The following is a 19,109-nucleotide window of genomic DNA, read 5'->3' as shown; positions in this document are numbered from 1 at the left end:
ACGGCGACGCGCAGCGTCTCGATGAGGGGCGGTGGCCGGGTGACGGGTGGGCGGGCACTCCGGAGTACGGTCGGGCGTTGGACAGATCAGAACATCTGTCCCACGCGTCAGTACGGCGCACCGGACCATCCCGCACCAGGAGGCACCCAGCGATGTCGGAACCGCAGCCCACCGCTGAGCAGCGCGGCGAGCAGATCCTCTCCGTCTTCGACACCGCGTTCGGCGAGCTCCTCGCCGCCGACCCCGCGGCCTTCCGGGTCAAGTTCCGCAAGATGGCGGCCTCGGCCTTCGCGTTCTACCGGGGCACGGCCTGCCTGTTCTACGGGGATGTGGAGCGGGAGCAGCACGGTGGGCCCTACCTGGACGAGCGCACCAGCCGGGTGTGGATCCACGGCGACCTGCACGCGGAGAACTTCGGCACGTACATGGACTCCACGGGCCGCCTGATCTTCAACGTGAACGACTTCGACGAGGCGTACGTGGGCCCCTTCACGTGGGACCTCAAGCGCTTCGCCGCCTCCGTCGCGCTGATCGGCTACTCCAAGGCGCTGAGCGACGAGCAGATCACGGACCTCGTGCGCACGTACGCGGCGGCCTACCGCGAGCGCATCCACGCGCTGGCGACCGGCGCCAAGAGCGACGAGGTGCCGCCCTTCTCGTTGGACACGGCTGAGGGGCCGCTCCTGGAGGCGCTGCGCGACGCCCGCTCGCTGACCCGCTTCGGTCTGCTCGACTCCATGACGGAGATCCGCGACTTCGAGCGCCGCTTCGCCGAGGGCGGCGGCTCCATCGAGCTGGACGCGGCGACGCGCTACAAGGTGCTCGCGGCGTTCGACGGGTACCTGGAGACGCTGCCGGATGCCTCCCTGGCGCGCCCCGACTCGTACCGGGTGAAGGACGTCGTCGGGCGCCGCGGCATCGGCATCGGCTCCGCGGGCCTGCCCTCGTACAACATCCTTCTGGAGGGCAACAGCGACGCCCTGGAGAACGATGTCGTGATCTACATGAAGCAGGCGCAGACCCCGGCCGTCTCGCAGCACATCACCGACCCGGCGGTGCGCGGCTACTTCCAGCACGAGGGCCACCGCACGGTCATCTCGCAGCGCGCCCTGCAGGCGCACGCCGACCCGTGGCTGGGCTGGACGGAGCTCGACGGCGCCGGGCAGCTGGTCGCCGAGATCTCGCCGTACGCGGTGGACCTGGACTGGAGCGACATCGACGATCCGGAGGAGATCGCGGCGGTCGTCGCCGACCTCGGCCGGGCGACGGCGACGATGCACGCGGCGGCGGACGACCAGTCCGGCGAGTCGCTGGTGCCCTTCTCCACCGAGCGCGCCATCGACGCGGCCATCGCCGCCGACGAGGAGGGCTTCGCGCCCCTCCTGGTCGACTTCGCGCACTTCTACGGGGCACGCGCGCGTGCGGACCACCAGATCTTCGTGGACCTGTTCCGCAACGGTCGGATCCCGGGTCTGTGAAGGATGCTGTGAATGGGCCCCTTTAGGCGTCGCCTACAGGAACCCATGGCACACTCTGCCGCGATGGACGACATATCCGGGACCCAGCTACGAGTGACGCGCGCGGCGCTGTTCACGGCATGCGTCGTGACGCTCTCCGTCGCGTCGCACGTGCTGCTGTCCCGGGCCCCGCTGCCGCTCACGACGGCCGCGGCCGTCGCCGCGGCCGTCTTCGTGATCGCGTACGCGCTGGCGGGACGCGAGCGCGGCTTCGGCCGGATCGCCGCCCTGCTCGTCCCCCTGGAACTGACCGCCGACACGGTCTTCACGACCGGCCAGCACATCTGTTACGGACAGGCCGGCGGCCCGGTCGCAGGACCGCTGCGCCAGTTCGGCTTCGACGTGCTGTGCGCCGGGAACGTGGGCACCCCGCTGGCCCGGATGACGGGCGGCGGCACGGAGCGGGCCGCCGCCCTCTTCGCGCACACCGACCCGGCGGCCTCCTGGCTGCTGCTCGCCGCGCACGTCGCGGTCGGCCTGCTCGCGGCCGCCTGGCTGCGCCGCGGCGAGCAGGCCCTGGCCCAACTACTGCGCGCGGTCGCCGCCTTCGCGTTCCGGCCGCTGCTCATCGCGTTCGCCGCGGTCACCGTCCGGCGCGAGCCGGGCATCCGGCTGCCGCGCCCCGCCACGCGCGTACCGGCCTCCCGCACCCGGCTCTGGGTGCACTCCGTAGGACGGCGCGGGCCGCCGTGCCCGGCCGCTTGAGCCACGTCCGGCTCGGGCTCCCGGCACGGCAGTCCTTTTGACGCATGTCACTTACCTACGGAGTACGACCATGAGCAAGCGCAACACCCAGCAGGCGAAGTCCGCGGCCCGCGAGCGGCTGCGCGCCGAACGCGAGCGCCAGGCCAAGCGGGACAAGACGAAGCGGCAGGCGATCGTCGGCGTCTCCATCGTCGCGGTCCTGGCGATAGCCGGCGGCGTCGGCTACGCGGTGATGCAGGCCAACAAGCCCTCCCACTGGGAGACGGCGATGGACGCCAAGTCCTCCGCCGTGAAGGCGCCCAAGAACACCTCGGGCAAGGACGGCACGACCGTCGTCATCGGCAAGGCCGACGCCAAGAAGACGATGAAGATCTACGAGGACTCGCGCTGCCCGGTCTGCGCCTCCTTCGAGCAGACCGTCGGCCCGCAGCTCCACAAGGACGTCGAGGCCGGCAAGTTCAAGCTCCAGTACGTCGGCGGCACGTTCCTCGACGGCGACAGCTCGGGCGACGGCAAGGTCGGCACCAACGGCGAGGGCTCCAAGAACGCGCTGAGCGCGCTCGGCGCGGCCCTCAACGTGAGCCAGGACGCCTTCCTCGACTTCAAGACGGCGCTCTACTCGGCGAAGTTCCACCCCGAGGAGAGCGACGACAAGTTCAAGGACGACGACTACCTGATCAAGATCGCCGACACCGTCGACTCGCTCAAGGGCAACAAGGCGTTCCAGAAGGCCGTCACGGACGGCACGTACGACGACTGGGCCATGAAGATGTCCAAGTCCTTCGACACCAACAAGGACCAGGTCACCGGCACGCCCAGCCTGGTCATGGACGGCAAGAAGCTGACCGGTTCGGACGGCCAGAACGCTCCGATGACCGTGGCCGAGTACAAGACCGCGACCGAGAAGGCCCTGAAGGGCTGACGGTGGCCGAGGGTTGATGAAGAGCGGGCGAACCTTTCGGATTCGCCCGCTCTTTGCATCTACCGGTCAGTAGTCTGACCGGCTGTGACCAGTCGATTCCATGAACACGCCCCGACCCGTCGCACGGTCGTCAAGGCCGCGGCCGCGGGTGCCGCGCTCGCCGCCCCGCTCGCCGCCGGGGCTCCCGCCCACGCCGCCGCGGCCCCCGCGTTCCTGCACGGCGTCGCGTCCGGCGATCCGCTGCCCGACGGGGTCCTGCTGTGGACGCGTGTGACGCCGGACGCCGCGGCGGTGCCCGGCTCCGGCCAGGGCGCCGACACGCGGGTGAGCTGGGAGATAGCCGAGGACAAGGACTTCCGCCGGATCGTCGGCCGGGGCACCGTGACCGCGAGCGCCGCGTCCGACCACACGGTCAAGGCCGATGTAAGGGGCCTGCGCCCGGCGACCGCCTATTACTTCCGCTTCTCCGTGGACGCCGTCCGCTCCCCCGTGGGCCGCACCCGCACCACCCCCGCCACCGACGCCTCCCCCGACGGGCTGCGCCTCGGCGTCGTCTCCTGCGCGAACTGGGAGGCCGGCTACTTCTCCCCGTACCGGCACCTGGCCGCCCGCACGGACCTGGACGCGGTCCTGCACCTCGGCGACTACCTCTACGAGTACAAGACGGGCGAGTACCCGACCGCCGACTACACGGTCCGGCAGCACCGGCCCACCCACGAGATCGTCTCGCTCGCCGACTACCGCACCCGGCACGGCCAGACCAAGACCGACGCCGACGTCCAGGCGATGCAGGCCGCGCACCCGCTGATCGCGATCTGGGACGACCACGAGTTCGCCAACGACGCCTGGTCGGGCGGCGCGGAGAACCACACGCCGGACACCGAGGGCGACTGGGCGGCGCGCCGGCGGGCCGCGAAGCAGGCCTACTTCGAGTGGATGCCGGTCCGCCCGTCCACCGCCGGCACGGTCTTCAGACGGCTCAGATTCGGCTCGCTCGCCGACCTGCACCTCCTCGACCTGCGCTCGTTCCGCTCGGAGCAGACGAGCGTCGGCAACGGCTCGGTGGACTCCCCGGAACGTACGATCACCGGCCGCGCCCAGCTCGACTGGCTGAAGTCGGGACTCACCGCGTCCGACGCGCGCTGGAAGCTGGTCGGCACCTCGGTGATGATCTCGCCGGTCGCCTTCGGTTCGCTGCCCGCCCACATCGCCGGCCCGCTCGCCGAGCTGCTCGGCCTCCCGAAGGAGGGCCTGGCGATCAACGTCGACCAGTGGGACGGCTACACGCACGACCGCGCCGAACTCATCTCCCACCTGCGCGACAACGCCGTCCGCGACACCGTCTTCCTGACCGGCGACATCCACATGGCGTGGGCCAACGACGTGCCGGTCAAGGCGGCGACGTACCCGCTGTCGCCCTCGGCCGCGACGGAGTTCGTGGTCACGTCGGTGACCTCCGACAACCTGGACGACATCCTGCACGTCGCCCCCGACACGCTCTCCACGGTCGCCGAGGGCGCCGTCAAGGCGGCCAACCGGCACGTGCGCTGGCTGGACATGGACCGCCACGGATACGGCGTCCTGGACGTCACCGCCGAGCGCGCCCAGATGGACTTCCACGTCGTCTCCGACCGCGCGGACCGGAACGCGACGTCGGCCTGGCAGCGCTCGTACCGCACCCGCACCGGCACCCAGAAGGTCGAACGGGCGGACGCGCCAGTGGCCTAAAGGGTTTCGAGGAAGCCGAGCGCCACCCGCCAGGTGGCCTCGGCGGCCTCCGCGTCGTAGTCCGGAAGGTCGGGGTCCGTGTACAGGTGGCCCGCCCCGGCGTACCGGTAGACCTCCACGTCGGCTCCCGCGCGGCCCATCTGCAGGTACCAGGCGGTCAGCCAGTCGTCCGTCTCGAACGGGTCGGGCTCGGCGACGTGCAGCTGGACCGGGAGCTCGTCGACGGCGACGCCCTCCGCGATGTCGGACGTGCCGTGCAGGAGCAGCAGCCCCTTCGCCTTGTCGTCGCCGAGGGCGAGGGTCTGCGCGGTCGCGGCGCCGAACGAGAACCCGGCGTAGACGAGGCCCCGGTCCGAATAGGGCGCGGCCGCCAGGACGGCGCGCTTGAGCAGCTCGTCCTTGCCGATCTCGTCCTTGAAGGCCATGCCCTCCTCGACGGTGTCGAACGTGCGGCCCTCGAAGAGATCAGGGGTCCACACCTCGTGCCCGGCGGCGCGCAGCCGGTCGGCGGCGGCCTCGACGGCGGGCCGCAATCCGAACGCCGAATGGAAAAGCATGATGTTCATGGGCTCCATGGTGCCAGGACCCCGCAGGTTAGCCGCGTCCGATCCCGGTTACCGTCGTGGCATGGAGAACGTACTGCGTCCACTGATCGTCATTGGTGGCTCGGTCGTGCTCACGCTGTTGGTGGGGTGGGCGGTCGACCGGTTGCTGCAACGCACCGACCAGCGCCACCACGAGACGCCGCTGTGGGGCCTGCTCCGCCGCTGCCGGCTGCCGCTCCAGCTCGTGCTCTGCGCGGCGCTGCTGAGGGGCTCGTACGACCAGGCGCACCTCACGAGGGGGAACGCCGGCGCCATTGGAGAAACGCTCAACCTGATCCTGATCGGCGCCACCGCCTGGCTCGCCGTCCGGATCTCCTCCGCCATAGTCGAGTCGTCCTACGCCCGGTACGCCACCGCCCAGCGCGATCCGGCCCGGGTCCGCCGCGTGCGCACCCAGGTCACCCTGATCCAACGCGTCGTCATCGCGGTCGTCGGCGTGGTCGCGGTGGCCGCGATGCTCCTGACGTTCCCGTCCTTCCGGGCGGCGGGGGCCTCACTGCTGGCCTCGGCGGGCCTGCTGGGCATCGTCGCCGGTGTCGCCGCGCAGTCCACGCTCGGCAACCTGTTCGCGGGCCTGCAGATCGCCTTCGGCGACATGGTGCGGATCGGGGACACGGTGGTCGTGGACGGCGAGTGGGGCACGGTCGAGGAGATCACCCTCACCTTCCTCGCCGTGCGCACGTGGGACGAGCGCCGCATCACGATGCCGGTGTCGTACTTCACGTCGAAGCCGTTCGAGAACTGGTCGCGCGGCGGAGCCCAGATGACCGGCACCGTCTTCTTCCACCTCGACCACAGCGCGCCCGTGCCCGAGATGCGCGAGAAGCTGCACGACATCCTGCGCGAGTGCGCCGCCTGGGACGGCCGCGACTGGGGCCTCGCCGTCACCGACACGACGCCCAGCACGCTCCAGGTCCGCGCCCTGGTCACGGCCAAGGACGCGGACGACATCTGGACGGTGCGGGTCACGGTCCGCGAGCAGCTGGTGCGCTGGCTGACCGATCACCACCCGTACGCGCTGCCGCGGATCAACACGGCGACGGCCCTGGTCGCCCCGGACGAGTCGGACTCCCTCCCGGCCCACGTCCTCAGCCGCAACGGCCGCGCTCCCCGCACGGGCCGGGGCTAGGGCCCTTCTAACGCCCCAGGAGCTCCCCGCCGTTGACCTGGACGATCTGGCCGCTGACATGGCCGCCGCCCGGCGCCGCCAGCCACAGCACGGTGGCCGCGATGTCGTCGGGCGTCCCCGCGCGGCCGGTCAGGGTGGCGTCGACCCGGCGCCGGTACTCCGCCTCGGACATCGCGGGCCCGAAGAACTCGGTGTCCTCGATGTAACCGGGCGCGACGGCGTTCACGGTGATGCCGCGCGGGCCGAGCTGCCTGGCGAGGTCGTACGTGTACGGGTGCAGGGCCGCCTTGGCCGCGCCGTACGAGCCCTGGTTCGAGCCGCGCAGGGCGGCGATGGAGGACACGAAGACGATCCGGCCGCCCGGCGAGGTCAGGTGCTCGCGCAGCGCCTCGGTGAGCAGCACCGAAGTGAGCGTATTGATGCGGAAGTTGGCGTTCCAGTCGTGTGCGACGGCGTCCAGCGGATCGGCTCCCTCCGGCGCCGGGTCGCTGCGGCCGGCGAACCCGCCGGCGCTGTGCACGAGCACGTCGACCGTGCCGCCGAACGCCTCGAGCGCGAAACCGGCGGCGCCGCGCGCCCCTTCGACCGTGCCGAGATCGGCCGGGTACTTCATCGCGCCGGGCACATCGGCCTTCTCCAGGACCTCGATCCGCCGCCCGACCAACAGCACCTTGTCGCCCTCCGCGGCGAAGGCCTGAGCCGTCGCGAGACCGATCCCCGTGCCGCCTCCGGTAATCATCACGTTGCGTGCCATGCACACGAGCCTAGATCGCCACGCGGTCCCCGCGCAGATCTCTGGGGCCTGTCTTCAATCTTCCGTCTGCGCCGCGACGCCGCCCTCCGGGCGACGACGGGAGATTGAAGACAGGCCCTAGCGCAGACTGCGCACATCCAGCTTCCTGAGCACCCGGTCGACCACCTCCGGGTCGGAGCCCGGTTCGCTGCGGGCCGAGAGGACCTCGTGGCGGGCCGCCGACATCATCTCCGCCTGGATCCGGCGGATCCGCTTGATCCGGGCGACCCGCTTGGTCTGCTTCTCGCGGCGCTCGTCCGCGCCGATCTCCGGGTTGATGCGCAGGCCGATGTCGTAGGCGCGCCGCACCATCTGCTCCTGCACCTCCTCCGGCAGCTCCTCGACCTCCTCGATCTCCTTGAGCCGCCGCTTCGCCGCCTTCGCGGCCCGCAGGGCGAGTTCCCGCTCGAACTCCCGCTCGGCGGTGTCGTCGCTGCGCACCCCCAGCTTGCGCACCAGCCACGGCAGGCTCAGGCCCTGGAGCACCAGGGTCGCCATGATCACCCCGAACGCCAGGAAGACGATCTCGTCCCGCTGCGGGAAGGGCGAGCCGTCGTCCATGGTCAGCGGGATGGCGAGGGCCAGGGCCACCGAGGCCACCCCGCGCATTCCGGCCCACCACATGACGACCGTCTCTCGCCAGCTGACCGGGATGTCCTCGTCGACGTCGCGCCGCAGGTGCATCCTTCGCGTCACCCATGTCATCGGCAGCAGCCACAACAGCCGTACGACGATGACGACGCCGACGACCGCTCCCGCCCAGCCCAGCATCTCGCCCCAGCGGCCCTCCGCGGTCCGCACGACGTTGTGCACCTCCAGGCCGATGAGGCCGAACGCGACGCCCGTGACGAGGGTGTCCACGACGTCCCAGAAGGCCCGCCCGGTCAGCCTGGTGAGCACGTCGTCGGCGTCGAATGCGTGCTCGGCCAGGAACATGGCCGTGGTCAGGACCGCGAGCACGCCCGAGCCCTTGAGCTCCTCGGCGAGTACGTACGAGGCGTAGGGGATCAGCAGCGTGAGGCCGATCTGGAGCGTGGCGTCGCCGAGATAGCCGATGAGCTTGTTGGCGGCCCAGCCGAGCCCCCAGCCGACCGCGATGGCCACGACCGCGGACAGGACGAGTTCCAGCGCGGCGTGCGGCATCGAGAAGGTGCCGCTGACGGCGGCGGCGATCGCGACGTGGTACAGCACGATCGCGGTCACGTCGTTGAACAGACCTTCGCCCTCCAGGATCGACACCATGCGCCGGGGCAGGCCCAGTTGGCCCGCGACGGCGGTCGCGGCGACCGGGTCGGGCGGCGCCACCAGAGCGCCGAGCGCGACGGCCGCGGCGACCGGCAGGCCCGGCACGATCGCGTCGGCGACGAAGGCGACCGCGGCCGTGGTGACGAAGACCAGGGCGACGGCGAGCAGGAAGATCGGCCGTTTGTTGGCCGCGAACTGCCGCCAGGACGTGCGGTGCACGGCCGCGTAGAGCAGCGGTGGCAGCACGAGCGGGAGGATCAGATCCGGGTTGATGTCGACATTCGGCACCGCCTGGATCAGCGCGAGGGCGATGCCGAGCAGGGTCATCAGGACCGGGGACGGCAGGCCGAGCCGGTCACCGATCGGGACGGTCAGCACGGCCCCGAGCAACAGCACGAACAGCAGGGCCAATTGATCCACCGGGGACTCCGACCAGACTCGACGATCATGTGCGTTCCGGCCTCAAGAGTGCCACGCGCTTCAGATCAAACCGGTCTTTTGGGACCCGCGGACGGGAAGCCGCGACGCCGCGCGGACCCGACGCCGCGCCGTCGCGACCGTCTAGACGAGCGCCTTCCGCATGGCGCGGTGATCGATGCCGGCGTCGAGGAACTCGGGCCCGTACGCGACGTATCCCAGGCGCTCGTAGAACCCCAGCGCGTGCGTCTGCGCGTGCAGGTCCACGGCGGCGAGTCCGCGCGCGCGGGCCGCGTCCTCGACGGCCCGGACCAGCGCGGCGCCGACGCCGAGGCCGCGCGCCGCCTTCGTCACGGCGAGCCGCCCGAGAGCTCCGACGTCCGCCGCCCCGCCGTTCTTCACGGCGGCGGCCTCGCCCGTCAGCAGCCTCCCGGTGCCGAGCGGCTCCCCGTCCCGCCGGACGGCCAGGACGTGCACGGCCGTGGCGTCGTACGCGTCGTACTCGAGGTCCTCGGGAACCCGCTGCTCGACGACGAAGACCTCCTTGCGCACGGCGAAACAGGCCTGCCGGTCCGCCTCGTCCTCGACGACACGGGTCACGTACGCCGGACCGGGCGTGCTCATGCGCTCTCCGCCCTGACCCGGTCCAGGGCCGTCTGCAGGTCCTCCGGGTAGGCGCTCTCGAACTCGACCCACTGGCCGTCCGCCGGGTGCTCGAAGCCGAGCCGCACCGCGTGCAGCCACTGCCGCGTGAGGCCGAGGCGCTTGGCGATCGTGGGGTCCGCGCCGTACGTCAGGTCGCCGACGCAGGGGTGCCGGTGCGCCGACATGTGGACGCGGATCTGGTGCGTGCGCCCCGTCTCCAGCTTGATGTCGAGGAGCGAGGCGGCACGGAAGGCCTCGATGAGGTCGTAGTGCGTGACGGAGGGCTTGCCCTCGGCGGTCACGGCCCACTTGTAGTCGTGGTTCGGATGCCGCCCGATCGGGGCGTCGATGGTGCCGCTCATGGGGTCGGGGTGACCCTGCACCAGCGCGTTGTACCGCTTGTCCGGGACGCGCTCCTTGAACTGGCGCTTCAGCGACGTGTACGCCCGCTCCGACTTGGCGACGACCATCAGGCCCGACGTGCCCACGTCGAGCCGGTGCACGATGCCCTGGCGCTCGGCGGCGCCGGACGTCGAGATCCGGTACCCGGCCGCGGCGAGCCCGCCGATCACGGTGGTGCCGGTCCAGCCGGGGCTGGGGTGGGCGGCGACCCCGACGGGCTTCATGATCACGACGATGTCGTCGTCGTCGTGCACGATCTCCATGCCCTCGACGGGTTCGGCGACGATCTGCACGGGGGCGGGCGCCTGCGGCATCTCCACTTCCATCCAGGCGCCGCCGTGCACCCGCTCGGACTTGCCCACGACCGAGCCGTCGACCGCGACCTTTCCGGCGGCGGCGAGCTCGGCGGCCTTGGTGCGGGAGAAGCCGAACATGCGCGAGATGGCGGCGTCTACGCGCTCGCCCTCCAGGCCGTCGGGTACGGGCAGGGTGCGGACCTCGGGAATCGTGCTCACCCATCGAGTATGCAGGAGCCCACCGACACTCCCGCACCTGAGCCCCGTGACCTGGGGCTCAGTCCCTGCCTTCCGACCGATGCCCGGTCCCTGCGCTCAGTCCTTGTGGACGGTCCCGTCCGGGTCGATGCCACGGAAGGAGAGCAGCACGATCAGGATGCCGCCGCACACGATCGCCGAGTCGGCGAGGTTGAACACCGGGTAGTGCTTCGGCGCGATGAAGTCCACCACGGCGCCCTCGAAGACGCCCGGCGCCCGGAAGATCCGGTCCGTGAGGTTGCCGAGCGCCCCGCCGAGCAACAGGCCGAGGGCGATCGCCCAGGGCGTGCTGTAGAGCTTGCGGGCGAGCCGTGCGATCACGACGATCACGGCGGCCGCGATCAGGGTGAAGATGATCGTGAAGGCCTCGCCGATGCCCCAGGCGGCGCCCGGGTTCCTGATCACCTCGAGCTGCAGCCAGTCACCGATGAGGTGAATGGCGTCGCGGTGCTCGAGCTTCGCCACGACGACCAGCTTGCTGCCCAGGTCCAGGACGTAGGCGAGCGCGGCCACGACGAACAGCGCGGCGATCCGCCGCCTGCCCTTGGGCCGGTCCTGGACCTGCTCCTCGGCCTGCTCCGGAACCGGCTTCTCGGCCTGCTCCGGCTCGGTTGCCCCCGTGTCCGGGGAATCCGGCGTACCGATGATGCGCTCCGCCTCTGCCACGTGAGTCCCTCAACCTCGTACCTGACTGAGGACGAGAGTACGGCACGCGGGGCCGCGCCCCCATGGGCCGGTGCCCCTGTACGGGCGCGGCGATCACTCAGTAACGGCGCTCCTGCTTCTGCTTGCACTCGACGCACAGGGTCGCGCGCGGGAACGCCTGCATGCGCGCCTTCCCGATCGGGTTCCCGCAGTTCTCGCAGAGCCCGTACGTCCCCGCGTCGAGGCGCTCCAGGGCGCGCTCGGTCTGGAGCAGCATCTCCCGGGCGTTGGCCGCGAGCGCCATCTCGTGCTCGCGGGTGATGTTCTTGGTGCCGGTGTCCGCGTCGTCGTCGCCGGCTCCGTCCCCGGAGTCGCGCATCAGCCCCGCGAGGCCCTCCTCCGCGGACGCGATCTCGCTCCCGAGCCGCAGCACCTCGGTCTGCAGCTCGGCGCGCGCCTCCTCGGCCTCCTCCGGGGTCCAGGGATCCTCGCCCGGACGGACGGCCAGCTCACCGGGTTCGGCGGTGCCGCGCGCCTTGGGAACCGCGCCCGGCTTCTTGGTCGCCGTGGCCGTGCCCTGAGTCTTCTTCGCAACCACTGTCGTGGCTCCCGTCGTCTTCGCGGCCTCGGCCGCGTCCTCGGCCGCGGAGGCGACCGTCTTCTTCGCGCCCTTGCGCCCGCCCGTCCGGCCGACGCCGTTCTCCTTCTCCCCCGTGCCGGCCGATGCCGCGGCGGGGGTGTCGGCCTTCCCCGAATCCGAGCCCTTGCCCTCCGCCCCCGCGGCTCCGGCCGGCTTGACGGCAGCCTTCTTGGCGGCGGTCTTCTTGGTGGCGCTCTTCTTCGTCGCGGTCTTCTTGGCCGTGGTCTTCTTCGCCGCGGCCGCCGTCTTGGTCACGGCCGCCTTCTTTGTCGCGGCCTTCTCCGGAGCCGGCTTCGCGGCGTCCGCTCCCGTGGCGGTCGCGCGCGACGCGGCGGCCGCCTTCTTCTTGCCCGTGGGTGTCTCCTCGGCCTTCGACGTCGCCGACGTCGAAGCCTTCGCCGCGCCCGTGGTTCTCCCGGACTCCGACTGATGAACGGCGGTCTTCTTCGCCACCATGGTCGCGGCCCCTTCACAATTTGTGATCTTGCTCGCGAATCGTGCTGGGACGATAAATCGACTCCGGGCCCGCGGCAACGGGACGGACACCCGTCGCGGCTCAGCTTGCAAGCGTTGTGCCCAGCTCCCCGCCCGGTAATCCGCCGCACCCCGTACCGCACCCGTCGGCGCGCGCCGTGTCGCCATTCGGGTTACTCCCCCGGCGAGGCCACCTACGGGCGGACGCCGCCCCAACGACCGGCTCCGCCGCCCCCTCCCGGGCATAGAATTGAGCAAAAGGGCAGAAGGTGCATCATCATGCGCAAAGTAGCCGATTGCCGGGACATGCCCAGCGAGATGAACTGCACGCTCACCATCGCGGGCGAGGAGGAAGAGGTCGTGCGCGCCGCCTCCGAGCACGCCGCCTCCGTGCACGGTCACGCCGACGGGCCCGAGCTGCGGGAGATGGTCCGCGCCGGACTCAAGGACGAGATCCCGCTGCACGCCTGACCCGCCCCGCTCCCGACCCCCTCCACCGCCCCTCGCAAAACCGGTCGGCCGCCCCGCCCCGGGCGCCGTACACTGGGCGGAGCGAAAAGCGTGGATGGGGCCGAGTAGCGGCGTACGCAGCCAAGAGCGAACCGGGGACGGTGGAAGCCCGGCGGCGAGCGCGACGCGAAGATCACCCCGGAGCCGCCGGAAGAAAGCCCGCGAGGAGACCCGCGGGCCAGTAGACCCGGCATCGCGACCCCAATGAGGGGGCTCACCGGAGCGCACCACGCCCCGGCGGGCCAAGGAGGGTGGTACCGCGGGAGCGCGCCGCACACGGCGCAGCAGACTCTCGTCCCTCCGACGGAAGAAGGCAGATCCGCCGGAGGAAGACTGATGACGCAGTACCGCCAGGTGCCCGCCCAGGTCGACCTGCCCGCCCTCGAGCACGCGGTGCTCGACTTCTGGGACGAGCAGAAGATCTTCGCCAAGACCCTGGAGCAGTCCGAGGGGCGCCCCGAGTGGGTGTTCTACGAGGGCCCGCCCACGGCCAACGGCATGCCGGGCGCCCACCACATCGAGGCCCGCGTCTTCAAGGACGTGTTCCCCCGGTTCCGCACGATGCGCGGCTACCACGTGGCCCGCAAGGCGGGCTGGGACTGCCACGGCCTCCCGGTGGAGCTGGCGGTCGAGAAGGAGCTCGGCTTCAGCGGCAAGAAGGACATCGAGGCGTACGGCATCGCCGAGTTCAACGCCAAGTGCCGCGAGTCCGTGACCCGGCACACCGACGCCTTCTCCGACCTGACGACCCGCATGGGTTACTGGGTGGACCTCGACGACGCGTACCGGACGATGAACCCGGAGTACGTCGACTCGGTCTGGTGGTCGCTGAAGGAGATCTTCAACAAGGGCCTGCTGGTCCAGGACCACCGCGTCGCCCCCTGGTGCCCGCGCTGCGGCACCGGCCTCTCCGACCACGAGCTTGCGCAGGGCTACGAGACGGTCGTCGACCCCTCGGTCTATGTACGTTTCCCCCTCACCTCCGGTCCCCTGGCGGGCCAGGCCGCGCTCCTGATCTGGACGACGACGCCCTGGACCCTGGTGTCCAACACGGCCGTCGCCGCGCACCCCGACGTGACGTACGTCGTCGCCACGAACGGCGAGGAGAAGCTCGTCGTCGCCGAGCCGCTCGTCGAGAAGGCGCTCGGCGAGGGCTGGGAGACGACCGGCGAGTCCTTCACCGGCGCCGAGATGGAGCGCTGGAAGTACCAACGTCCGTTCGAGCTCGTGGAGTTCCCGAGCGTCAGCGAGGGAACCAATGGGCACAGTCCGGCCGACGCGGGCGAGGCGCACTACGTCGTCAACGCCGAGTACGTGACGACCGAGGACGGTACGGGTCTGGTCCACCAGTCCCCCGCCTTCGGTGAGGACGACCTCAAGGTCTGCCGCTCGTACGGCATGCCGGTCGTGAACCCGGTGCAGCCCGACGGCACGTTCGGCCCCGAGGTCCCGATGGTCGGCGGCGTCTTCTTCAAGAAGGCGGACGAACAGCTCACCGAGGACCTCCAGACCCGCGGTCTGCTCTTCAAGCACATCCCGTACGAGCACAGCTACCCGCACTGCTGGCGCTGTCACACGGCGCTGCTCTACTACGCGCAGCCGTCCTGGTACATCCGCACCACGGCCATCAAGGACCGTCTCCTTCAGGAGAACGAGAAGACCAACTGGTTCCCGGACACGGTCAAGAACGGCCGCTTCGGCGACTGGCTGCAGAACAACATCGACTGGGCGCTCTCCCGCAACCGCTACTGGGGCACCCCGCTGCCGATCTGGCGCTGTGAGGAGAACCACCTCACCTGCGTCGGCTCCCGCGCGGAACTGACCGAGCTGACCGGCTCGGACCAGTCGTCCCTGGACCCGCACCGCCCGTACATCGACGACGTCGCGTTCACCTGCACCCACGAGGGCTGCTCCCTCGAAGCGGTGCGCGTGCCCGAGGTCATCGACGCCTGGTACGACTCGGGTTCCATGCCATTCGCACAGTGGGGCTACCCGTACAAGAACAAGGAACTGTTCGAGTCCCGCTACCCGGCGCAGTTCATCTCCGAGGCCATCGACCAGACGCGCGGCTGGTTCTACACGCTGATGGCGGTCGGCACGCTCGTCTTCGACAAGTCGTCCTACGAGAACGTGGTCTGCCTCGGCCACATCCTCGCCGAGGACGGCCGCAAGATGTCCAAGCACCTGGGCAACACGCTGGACCCGATCCCGCTCATGGATCGGCACGGCGCGGACGCGGTGCGCTGGTTCATGGCGGCCGGCGGCTCCCCGTGGGCGGCCCGCCGCGTCGGCCACGGCACGATCCAGGAGGTCGTCCGCAAGACGCTCCTCACGTACTGGAACACAGTCGCCTTCCAGGCCCTGTACGCCCGTACGTCCCAGTGGGCGCCCAGCGAGGCGGACCCGGCCCCGGCCGAGCGCACCGTGCTCGACCGCTGGCTGCTGTCCGAGCTGCACCTGCTCACGGACGAGGTCACCAAGGCCCTGGAGGCCTACGACACCCAGCGCGCCGGCAAGCTCCTCTCCGCTTTCGTCGACGACCTGTCGAACTGGTACGTGCGTCGCTCACGCCGCCGCTTCTGGCAGGGCGACAAGGCCGCGCTGCGCACCCTTCACGACGTTGTGGTGACGATCACTCAGCTGATGGCGCCGCTCACGCCGTTCATCGCCGAGCGGGTGTGGCAGGACCTGGTCGTCCCGGTCACGCCGGACGCCCCGGAGTCGGTCCACCTGTCGTCGTGGCCGGAGGCCGACACCTCGGCGATCGACCCGACCCTGTCGACGCAGATGGCGCTGGTCCGCCGGCTCGTCGAGCTCGGCCGCGCCACGCGCGCGGAGTCGGGCGTCAAGACCCGCCAGCCGCTCTCCCGCGCACTGGTCGCGGCGTCAGGCTTCGCCGGTCTCTCCCCCGAGTTGCAGGCCCAGATCACGGAGGAGTTGAACGTCTCCTCCCTGGCCTCGCTCTCGGACGTCGGCGGCAGCCTGGTGGACACCACCGCCAAGGCGAACTTCCGGGCGCTCGGCAAGCGGTTCGGCAAGCGCGTCCAGGACGTGGCGAAGGCGGTCGCGAACGCGGACGCCGCGGCGCTCTCCCTGGCCCTGCGCGAGGGCAACGCCGCGGTGGAGGTCGACGGCGAGAAGATCGACCTCGCCCCGGACGAGGTCATCATCACGGAGACGCCGCGCGAGGGCTGGTCCGTGGCCTCGGACTCCGGCGCCACGGTGGCGCTCGACCTGGAGCTCACGGAGGAGCTGCGGCAGGCGGGCCTGGCCCGTGACGCGATCCGCCTGATCCAGGAGGCCCGCAAGAACAGCGGCCTGGACGTGGCGGACCGGATCGCCCTGCGCTGGACGTCGACGGACCCGGCGGTGATCTCGGCCCTCTCGGAGCACGCCGAGCTGATCGCCGACGAGGTCCTGGCCACGGACTTCGCCCAGGCCGAGCCGGACGGCTCCACCTTCACCGACGAGGGCCTGAGCCTCACCTTCGGCCTCCACAAGGTGTAGCCGCCCCCGGCCCCCCGGTCCTCTATCGCCGGGCGGGCTTGATTGACAAGCCCGCCCGGCATCTCAAGTCCCGCTGGGCACATCAAGCCCCGCCGGCGATCGAGGCGCGGGGTCCGGGGCAGAGCCCCGAGGCCGAGGGACGGTCGACCGTCACGATCCAAGGGCAGTCTCACCAGAAACGTTTTTCTGGTGAGACTGCCCTTCGGCGTTTCGTACCCCCTGCGCACACCTGACCGCCCCCCCACCCGACCGCAAAAAGGCCTCGGCCCGGATCGCAGAAACGATCCGGGCCGAGGCCTGAATGAATGCCGACGCCTAGCTACTACCAGGCGCTACGCACACGCGCCGCTCAGTTGTCGTCCTCGTCGATGAGGAAGCCACGCATCGGAGACGGAGCCTGACCCATCGGCGACGGGCCCTGGGGCCGCACCGGAGCCATCGGCTGCGTCATCGCGGGCGACATCTGCTGCTGGCCGCCGCCGTACGACGGACCGCCGCTCTGCTGGTTGCCACCCATCGACTGGTTGCCGCCGTAGGACGGCGCACCCGCACCGGCCGGAGCCATGGAAGGCGCCGGGGACGGCGGCAGGCTCGCGGTCGCCGGGGTACGCGGCGGAGCCAGCGAGTCGTCGGCCTGGGTCTCCAGCTGGCGCAGCTGCGACTCCAGGTACGACTTCAGACGCGTGCGGTACTCGCGCTCGAAGCCGCGCAGGTCCTCGACCTTGCGCTCCAGCGTGGCGCGGGCGGACTCCAGGGAGCCCATCGCGACGCGGTGCTTCTCCTGCGCGTCCCGCTCCAGGGCGTCGGCCTTGGCACGGGCGTCACGCTCAAGACCCTCGGCACGGCTGCGCGCCTCGCCGACGATCTTGTTCGCCTCGGAGCGGGCCTCGGCGATCGCCTGGTCGGCGGTCTGCTGAGCCAGCGAGAGGACACGGGCGGCGCTGTCGCCACCGGGGCCCTGACCGGGCTGCGGCAGCTGCGGGCCGCCGTGGCCGCCCATGGGACCGCCCATCGGGCCGCCCAGCTGCGGCTGCTGGCCCATCGGACCCTGGCCCATCGGGCCGGGACCCTGCGGGCCACCCTGCGGACCGTGTCCACCAGGACCGGCCGGCAGCTGCGGGGCACCGCTCGGCAGCTGGGGCGGGCCACCCATGGGGCCGCCCATCTGCTGCTGCGGCGGGCCCGATATACCCGCGGGCACCGGGGCGCCCGGGCCTCGCATGCCCTGCGGGGGACCCTGCTGCTGGTCCTGCGGACCCTCGGGCCCACCGGGACCGCCGGGGCCGCCAGGCCCACCGGGACCGCCGGGGCCCTTGCGCATGCCGCCCTGCTGCTGGTTCTGGGCAGCGGCACGGGTGGCTGCGGCGAGTTTCGCCCTCAGGTCTTCGTTTTCTCGGAGAAGACGGGTCAGTTCGGCTTCGACCTCATCGAGGAAGGCATCGACCTCGTCCTCGTCATAGCCTTCTCGGAGGCGGACGGTCGTGAACTGCTTGTTCCGCACGTCCTCGGGGGTCAACGGCATCTCTTCACCTCAACGTTGTCGTCGGCATTCGGCAAGACCGTAGTTGACATCGTGCTCACAGCCGGCTCACGACGGAGATCAGGATGTAGACGATGATCATCAGTACGAAGAAGGACAGGTCGAGCGCCACGCCCCCGAGACGCAGCGGCGGAATGAACCGCCGCAGAAGCTTGAGCGGTGGATCAGTGACAGTGTAGGTGGCCTCAAGAACCACCACCATCGCCTTACCGGGTTGCCACGAGCGGGCGAACTGGAAGACGTAGTCCATGACCAGCCGGAAGATCAGCACGATGAGGAAACACATCAGCGCGATGTAGACCACATCAAAAAACACGCCCATGTCGGCGGTTCCCTCTCCCCTGTGTCTCGTGCCTCGTGACTAGTTGGTTGCTAGCCGTCGAACTTTGCTGCGTCTCAGCTCTGGTTGAAGAACCCGCCCTCTGCGATACGGGCCTTGTCCTCCGCCGTGACATCGACGTTAGCAGGCGACAACAGGAACACCTTCTGTGTCACCCGCTCGATGCTTCCGTGAAGACCGAACACAAGACCGGCGGCAAAGTCGACAAGTCGCTTCGCGTCGGTGTCGTCCATCTCCGTCAGATTCATGATCACCGGAGTGCCCTCACGGAAGTGTTCCCCGATGGTACGGGCCTCGTTGTAGGTCCGGGGGTGCAAAGTGGTGATGCGGTAGGGCTCCCGCTCGGACACGACCTTGGGCATGATCACCGGTGCGTTCTTCTCCAGGCTTTGACGTTCAGGTGTGATGGATGCCACGGGGGCGATTCGTGCCGGACGTCCGGATTCAGCGGCAAGCGAAGCGGGTTGGCGCACCGGCTCGCGCTGAGCCGGGGGCTGCACCACTCTGACCGATTCCTCCACATCCGTGGCGGCATGGGAGCTGTGTGACTGATGCGACGGCTCGTGCCGTCGACGGTCACGCTCGGGCTCCGGGTCGAGTTCGGGCTCGAAGTCGTCATCGGGGTCGAACCCCCGGCCGTCGTACCCATCGTCCTCCACGAGGCCGAGGTAGACCGCCATCTTGCGCATCGCGCCGGCCATTCTCTGAGTCCTCCGCTCTGTGGTGGATCGGCTGACGTCAACCAAAGTGCCCGCGATCCACGTGGCCTCCCCGCCCATCAGCGAGAATGA

At 70.4% G+C, this 19,109-nt stretch carries 17 protein-coding genes; 7 read left to right on the top strand and 10 right to left on the bottom strand.

Annotated features, from left to right (window positions below):
• Nucleotides 1-152: 152 nt before the first annotated feature.
• The 4 genes from ACIA8D_RS22410 (at nt 153) to ACIA8D_RS22395 (ending at nt 4,872) form a co-directional block, all read left to right on the top strand.
• Nucleotides 153-1,478: a DUF2252 domain-containing protein gene (locus tag ACIA8D_RS22410; protein WP_399234713.1), complete on the top strand. Its 1,326-nt coding sequence runs from the start codon at nt 153-155 to the stop codon at nt 1,476-1,478.
• A 63-nt stretch (nt 1,479-1,541) separates the two neighbouring features.
• A complete protein-coding gene (locus ACIA8D_RS22405; RefSeq protein WP_399234711.1) occupies nt 1,542-2,222 on the top strand; it encodes a hypothetical protein in 681 nt (226 codons plus the stop codon).
• Nucleotides 2,223-2,292: 70 nt separating this feature from the next.
• On the top strand, nt 2,293-3,144 hold the full coding sequence (locus ACIA8D_RS22400) for a thioredoxin domain-containing protein (RefSeq protein WP_399234709.1): 852 nt from the start codon (nt 2,293-2,295) through the stop codon (nt 3,142-3,144).
• Between the two features lie 84 nt (nt 3,145-3,228).
• Nucleotides 3,229-4,872 carry an alkaline phosphatase D family protein gene (locus tag ACIA8D_RS22395; protein ID WP_399234707.1) on the top strand — a complete coding sequence of 548 codons (1,644 nt, stop codon included), beginning with the start codon at nt 3,229-3,231 and terminating at the stop codon, nt 4,870-4,872.
• On the opposite strand, the gene ACIA8D_RS22390 is transcribed toward ACIA8D_RS22395, so the two are convergent.
• Nucleotides 4,869-5,438 (bottom strand): dienelactone hydrolase family protein, encoded by a 570-nt coding sequence (locus ACIA8D_RS22390; RefSeq protein ID WP_399234706.1) that lies wholly within the window; start codon nt 5,436-5,438, stop codon nt 4,869-4,871. The two genes, ACIA8D_RS22395 and ACIA8D_RS22390, sit on opposite strands and share 4 nt — an antisense overlap.
• A 61-nt stretch (nt 5,439-5,499) precedes the next feature.
• Here ACIA8D_RS22390 and ACIA8D_RS22385 point away from each other — a divergent pair, with 61 nt between their 5' ends.
• On the top strand, nt 5,500-6,606 hold the full coding sequence (locus tag ACIA8D_RS22385; protein WP_399234704.1) for a mechanosensitive ion channel family protein: 1,107 nt from the start codon (nt 5,500-5,502) through the stop codon (nt 6,604-6,606).
• 7 nt (nt 6,607-6,613) lie between these two features.
• Here the strand turns inward: ACIA8D_RS22385 and ACIA8D_RS22380 are convergent, their stop codons facing one another.
• The 6 genes from ACIA8D_RS22380 to ACIA8D_RS22355 form a co-directional block, all read right to left on the bottom strand.
• Nucleotides 6,614-7,360 (bottom strand): SDR family NAD(P)-dependent oxidoreductase, encoded by a 747-nt coding sequence (locus tag ACIA8D_RS22380; RefSeq protein WP_399234702.1) that lies wholly within the window; start codon nt 7,358-7,360, stop codon nt 6,614-6,616.
• A 117-nt stretch (nt 7,361-7,477) separates the two neighbouring features.
• Entirely contained in the window at nt 7,478-9,064 is a 1,587-nt protein-coding gene (locus ACIA8D_RS22375; RefSeq protein ID WP_399234701.1) for a Na+/H+ antiporter, read from the bottom strand.
• 141 nt (nt 9,065-9,205) lie between these two features.
• A complete protein-coding gene (locus ACIA8D_RS22370) occupies nt 9,206-9,685 on the bottom strand; it encodes a GNAT family N-acetyltransferase (protein WP_399234699.1) in 480 nt (159 codons plus the stop codon).
• The gene (locus ACIA8D_RS22365; protein WP_399234698.1) at nt 9,682-10,623 is read right to left on the bottom strand and encodes an RluA family pseudouridine synthase; all 942 of its coding nucleotides are present in this window, start codon (nt 10,621-10,623) and stop codon (nt 9,682-9,684) included. The genes ACIA8D_RS22370 and ACIA8D_RS22365 overlap by 4 nt, the downstream gene beginning before the upstream one ends.
• 96 nt (nt 10,624-10,719) lie before the next feature.
• Nucleotides 10,720-11,328: a signal peptidase II gene (gene lspA, locus ACIA8D_RS22360; protein ID WP_399234697.1), complete on the bottom strand. Its 609-nt coding sequence runs from the start codon at nt 11,326-11,328 to the stop codon at nt 10,720-10,722.
• Nucleotides 11,329-11,425: 97 nt separating this feature from the next.
• On the bottom strand, nt 11,426-12,403 hold the full coding sequence (locus ACIA8D_RS22355; protein ID WP_399234695.1) for a TraR/DksA family transcriptional regulator: 978 nt from the start codon (nt 12,401-12,403) through the stop codon (nt 11,426-11,428).
• A gap of 297 nt (nt 12,404-12,700) precedes the next feature.
• On the opposite strand from ACIA8D_RS22355, the gene ACIA8D_RS22350 reads away from it, so the two are divergent.
• On the top strand, nt 12,701-12,892 hold the full coding sequence (locus ACIA8D_RS22350) for a DUF1059 domain-containing protein (protein ID WP_399234694.1): 192 nt from the start codon (nt 12,701-12,703) through the stop codon (nt 12,890-12,892).
• A gap of 375 nt (nt 12,893-13,267) precedes the next feature.
• Nucleotides 13,268-16,438, top strand: coding sequence for an isoleucine--tRNA ligase (gene ileS, locus ACIA8D_RS22345; protein WP_399234693.1), 3,171 nt, complete (start codon nt 13,268-13,270; stop codon nt 16,436-16,438).
• Between the two features lie 349 nt (nt 16,439-16,787).
• Here the strand turns inward: ileS and ACIA8D_RS22340 are convergent, their stop codons facing one another.
• The 3 genes from ACIA8D_RS22340 to ACIA8D_RS22330 form a co-directional block, all read right to left on the bottom strand.
• Nucleotides 16,788-17,960, bottom strand: coding sequence for a DivIVA domain-containing protein (locus ACIA8D_RS22340; RefSeq protein WP_399234692.1), 1,173 nt, complete (start codon nt 17,958-17,960; stop codon nt 16,788-16,790).
• 55 nt (nt 17,961-18,015) lie between these two features.
• Nucleotides 18,016-18,300 (bottom strand): YggT family protein, encoded by a 285-nt coding sequence (locus ACIA8D_RS22335; protein ID WP_385769862.1) that lies wholly within the window; start codon nt 18,298-18,300, stop codon nt 18,016-18,018.
• A gap of 74 nt (nt 18,301-18,374) precedes the next feature.
• The gene (locus ACIA8D_RS22330) at nt 18,375-19,019 is read right to left on the bottom strand and encodes a cell division protein SepF (protein WP_385769864.1); all 645 of its coding nucleotides are present in this window, start codon (nt 19,017-19,019) and stop codon (nt 18,375-18,377) included.
• Nucleotides 19,020-19,109: the final 90 nt, after the last annotated feature.

The sequence above is a fragment of the Streptomyces sp. NPDC051684 genome (assembly GCF_044453445.1).
Classification (GTDB): Bacteria; Actinomycetota; Actinomycetes; order Streptomycetales; family Streptomycetaceae; genus Streptomyces.
This window is presented reverse-complemented; position numbering and strand designations above follow the sequence as displayed.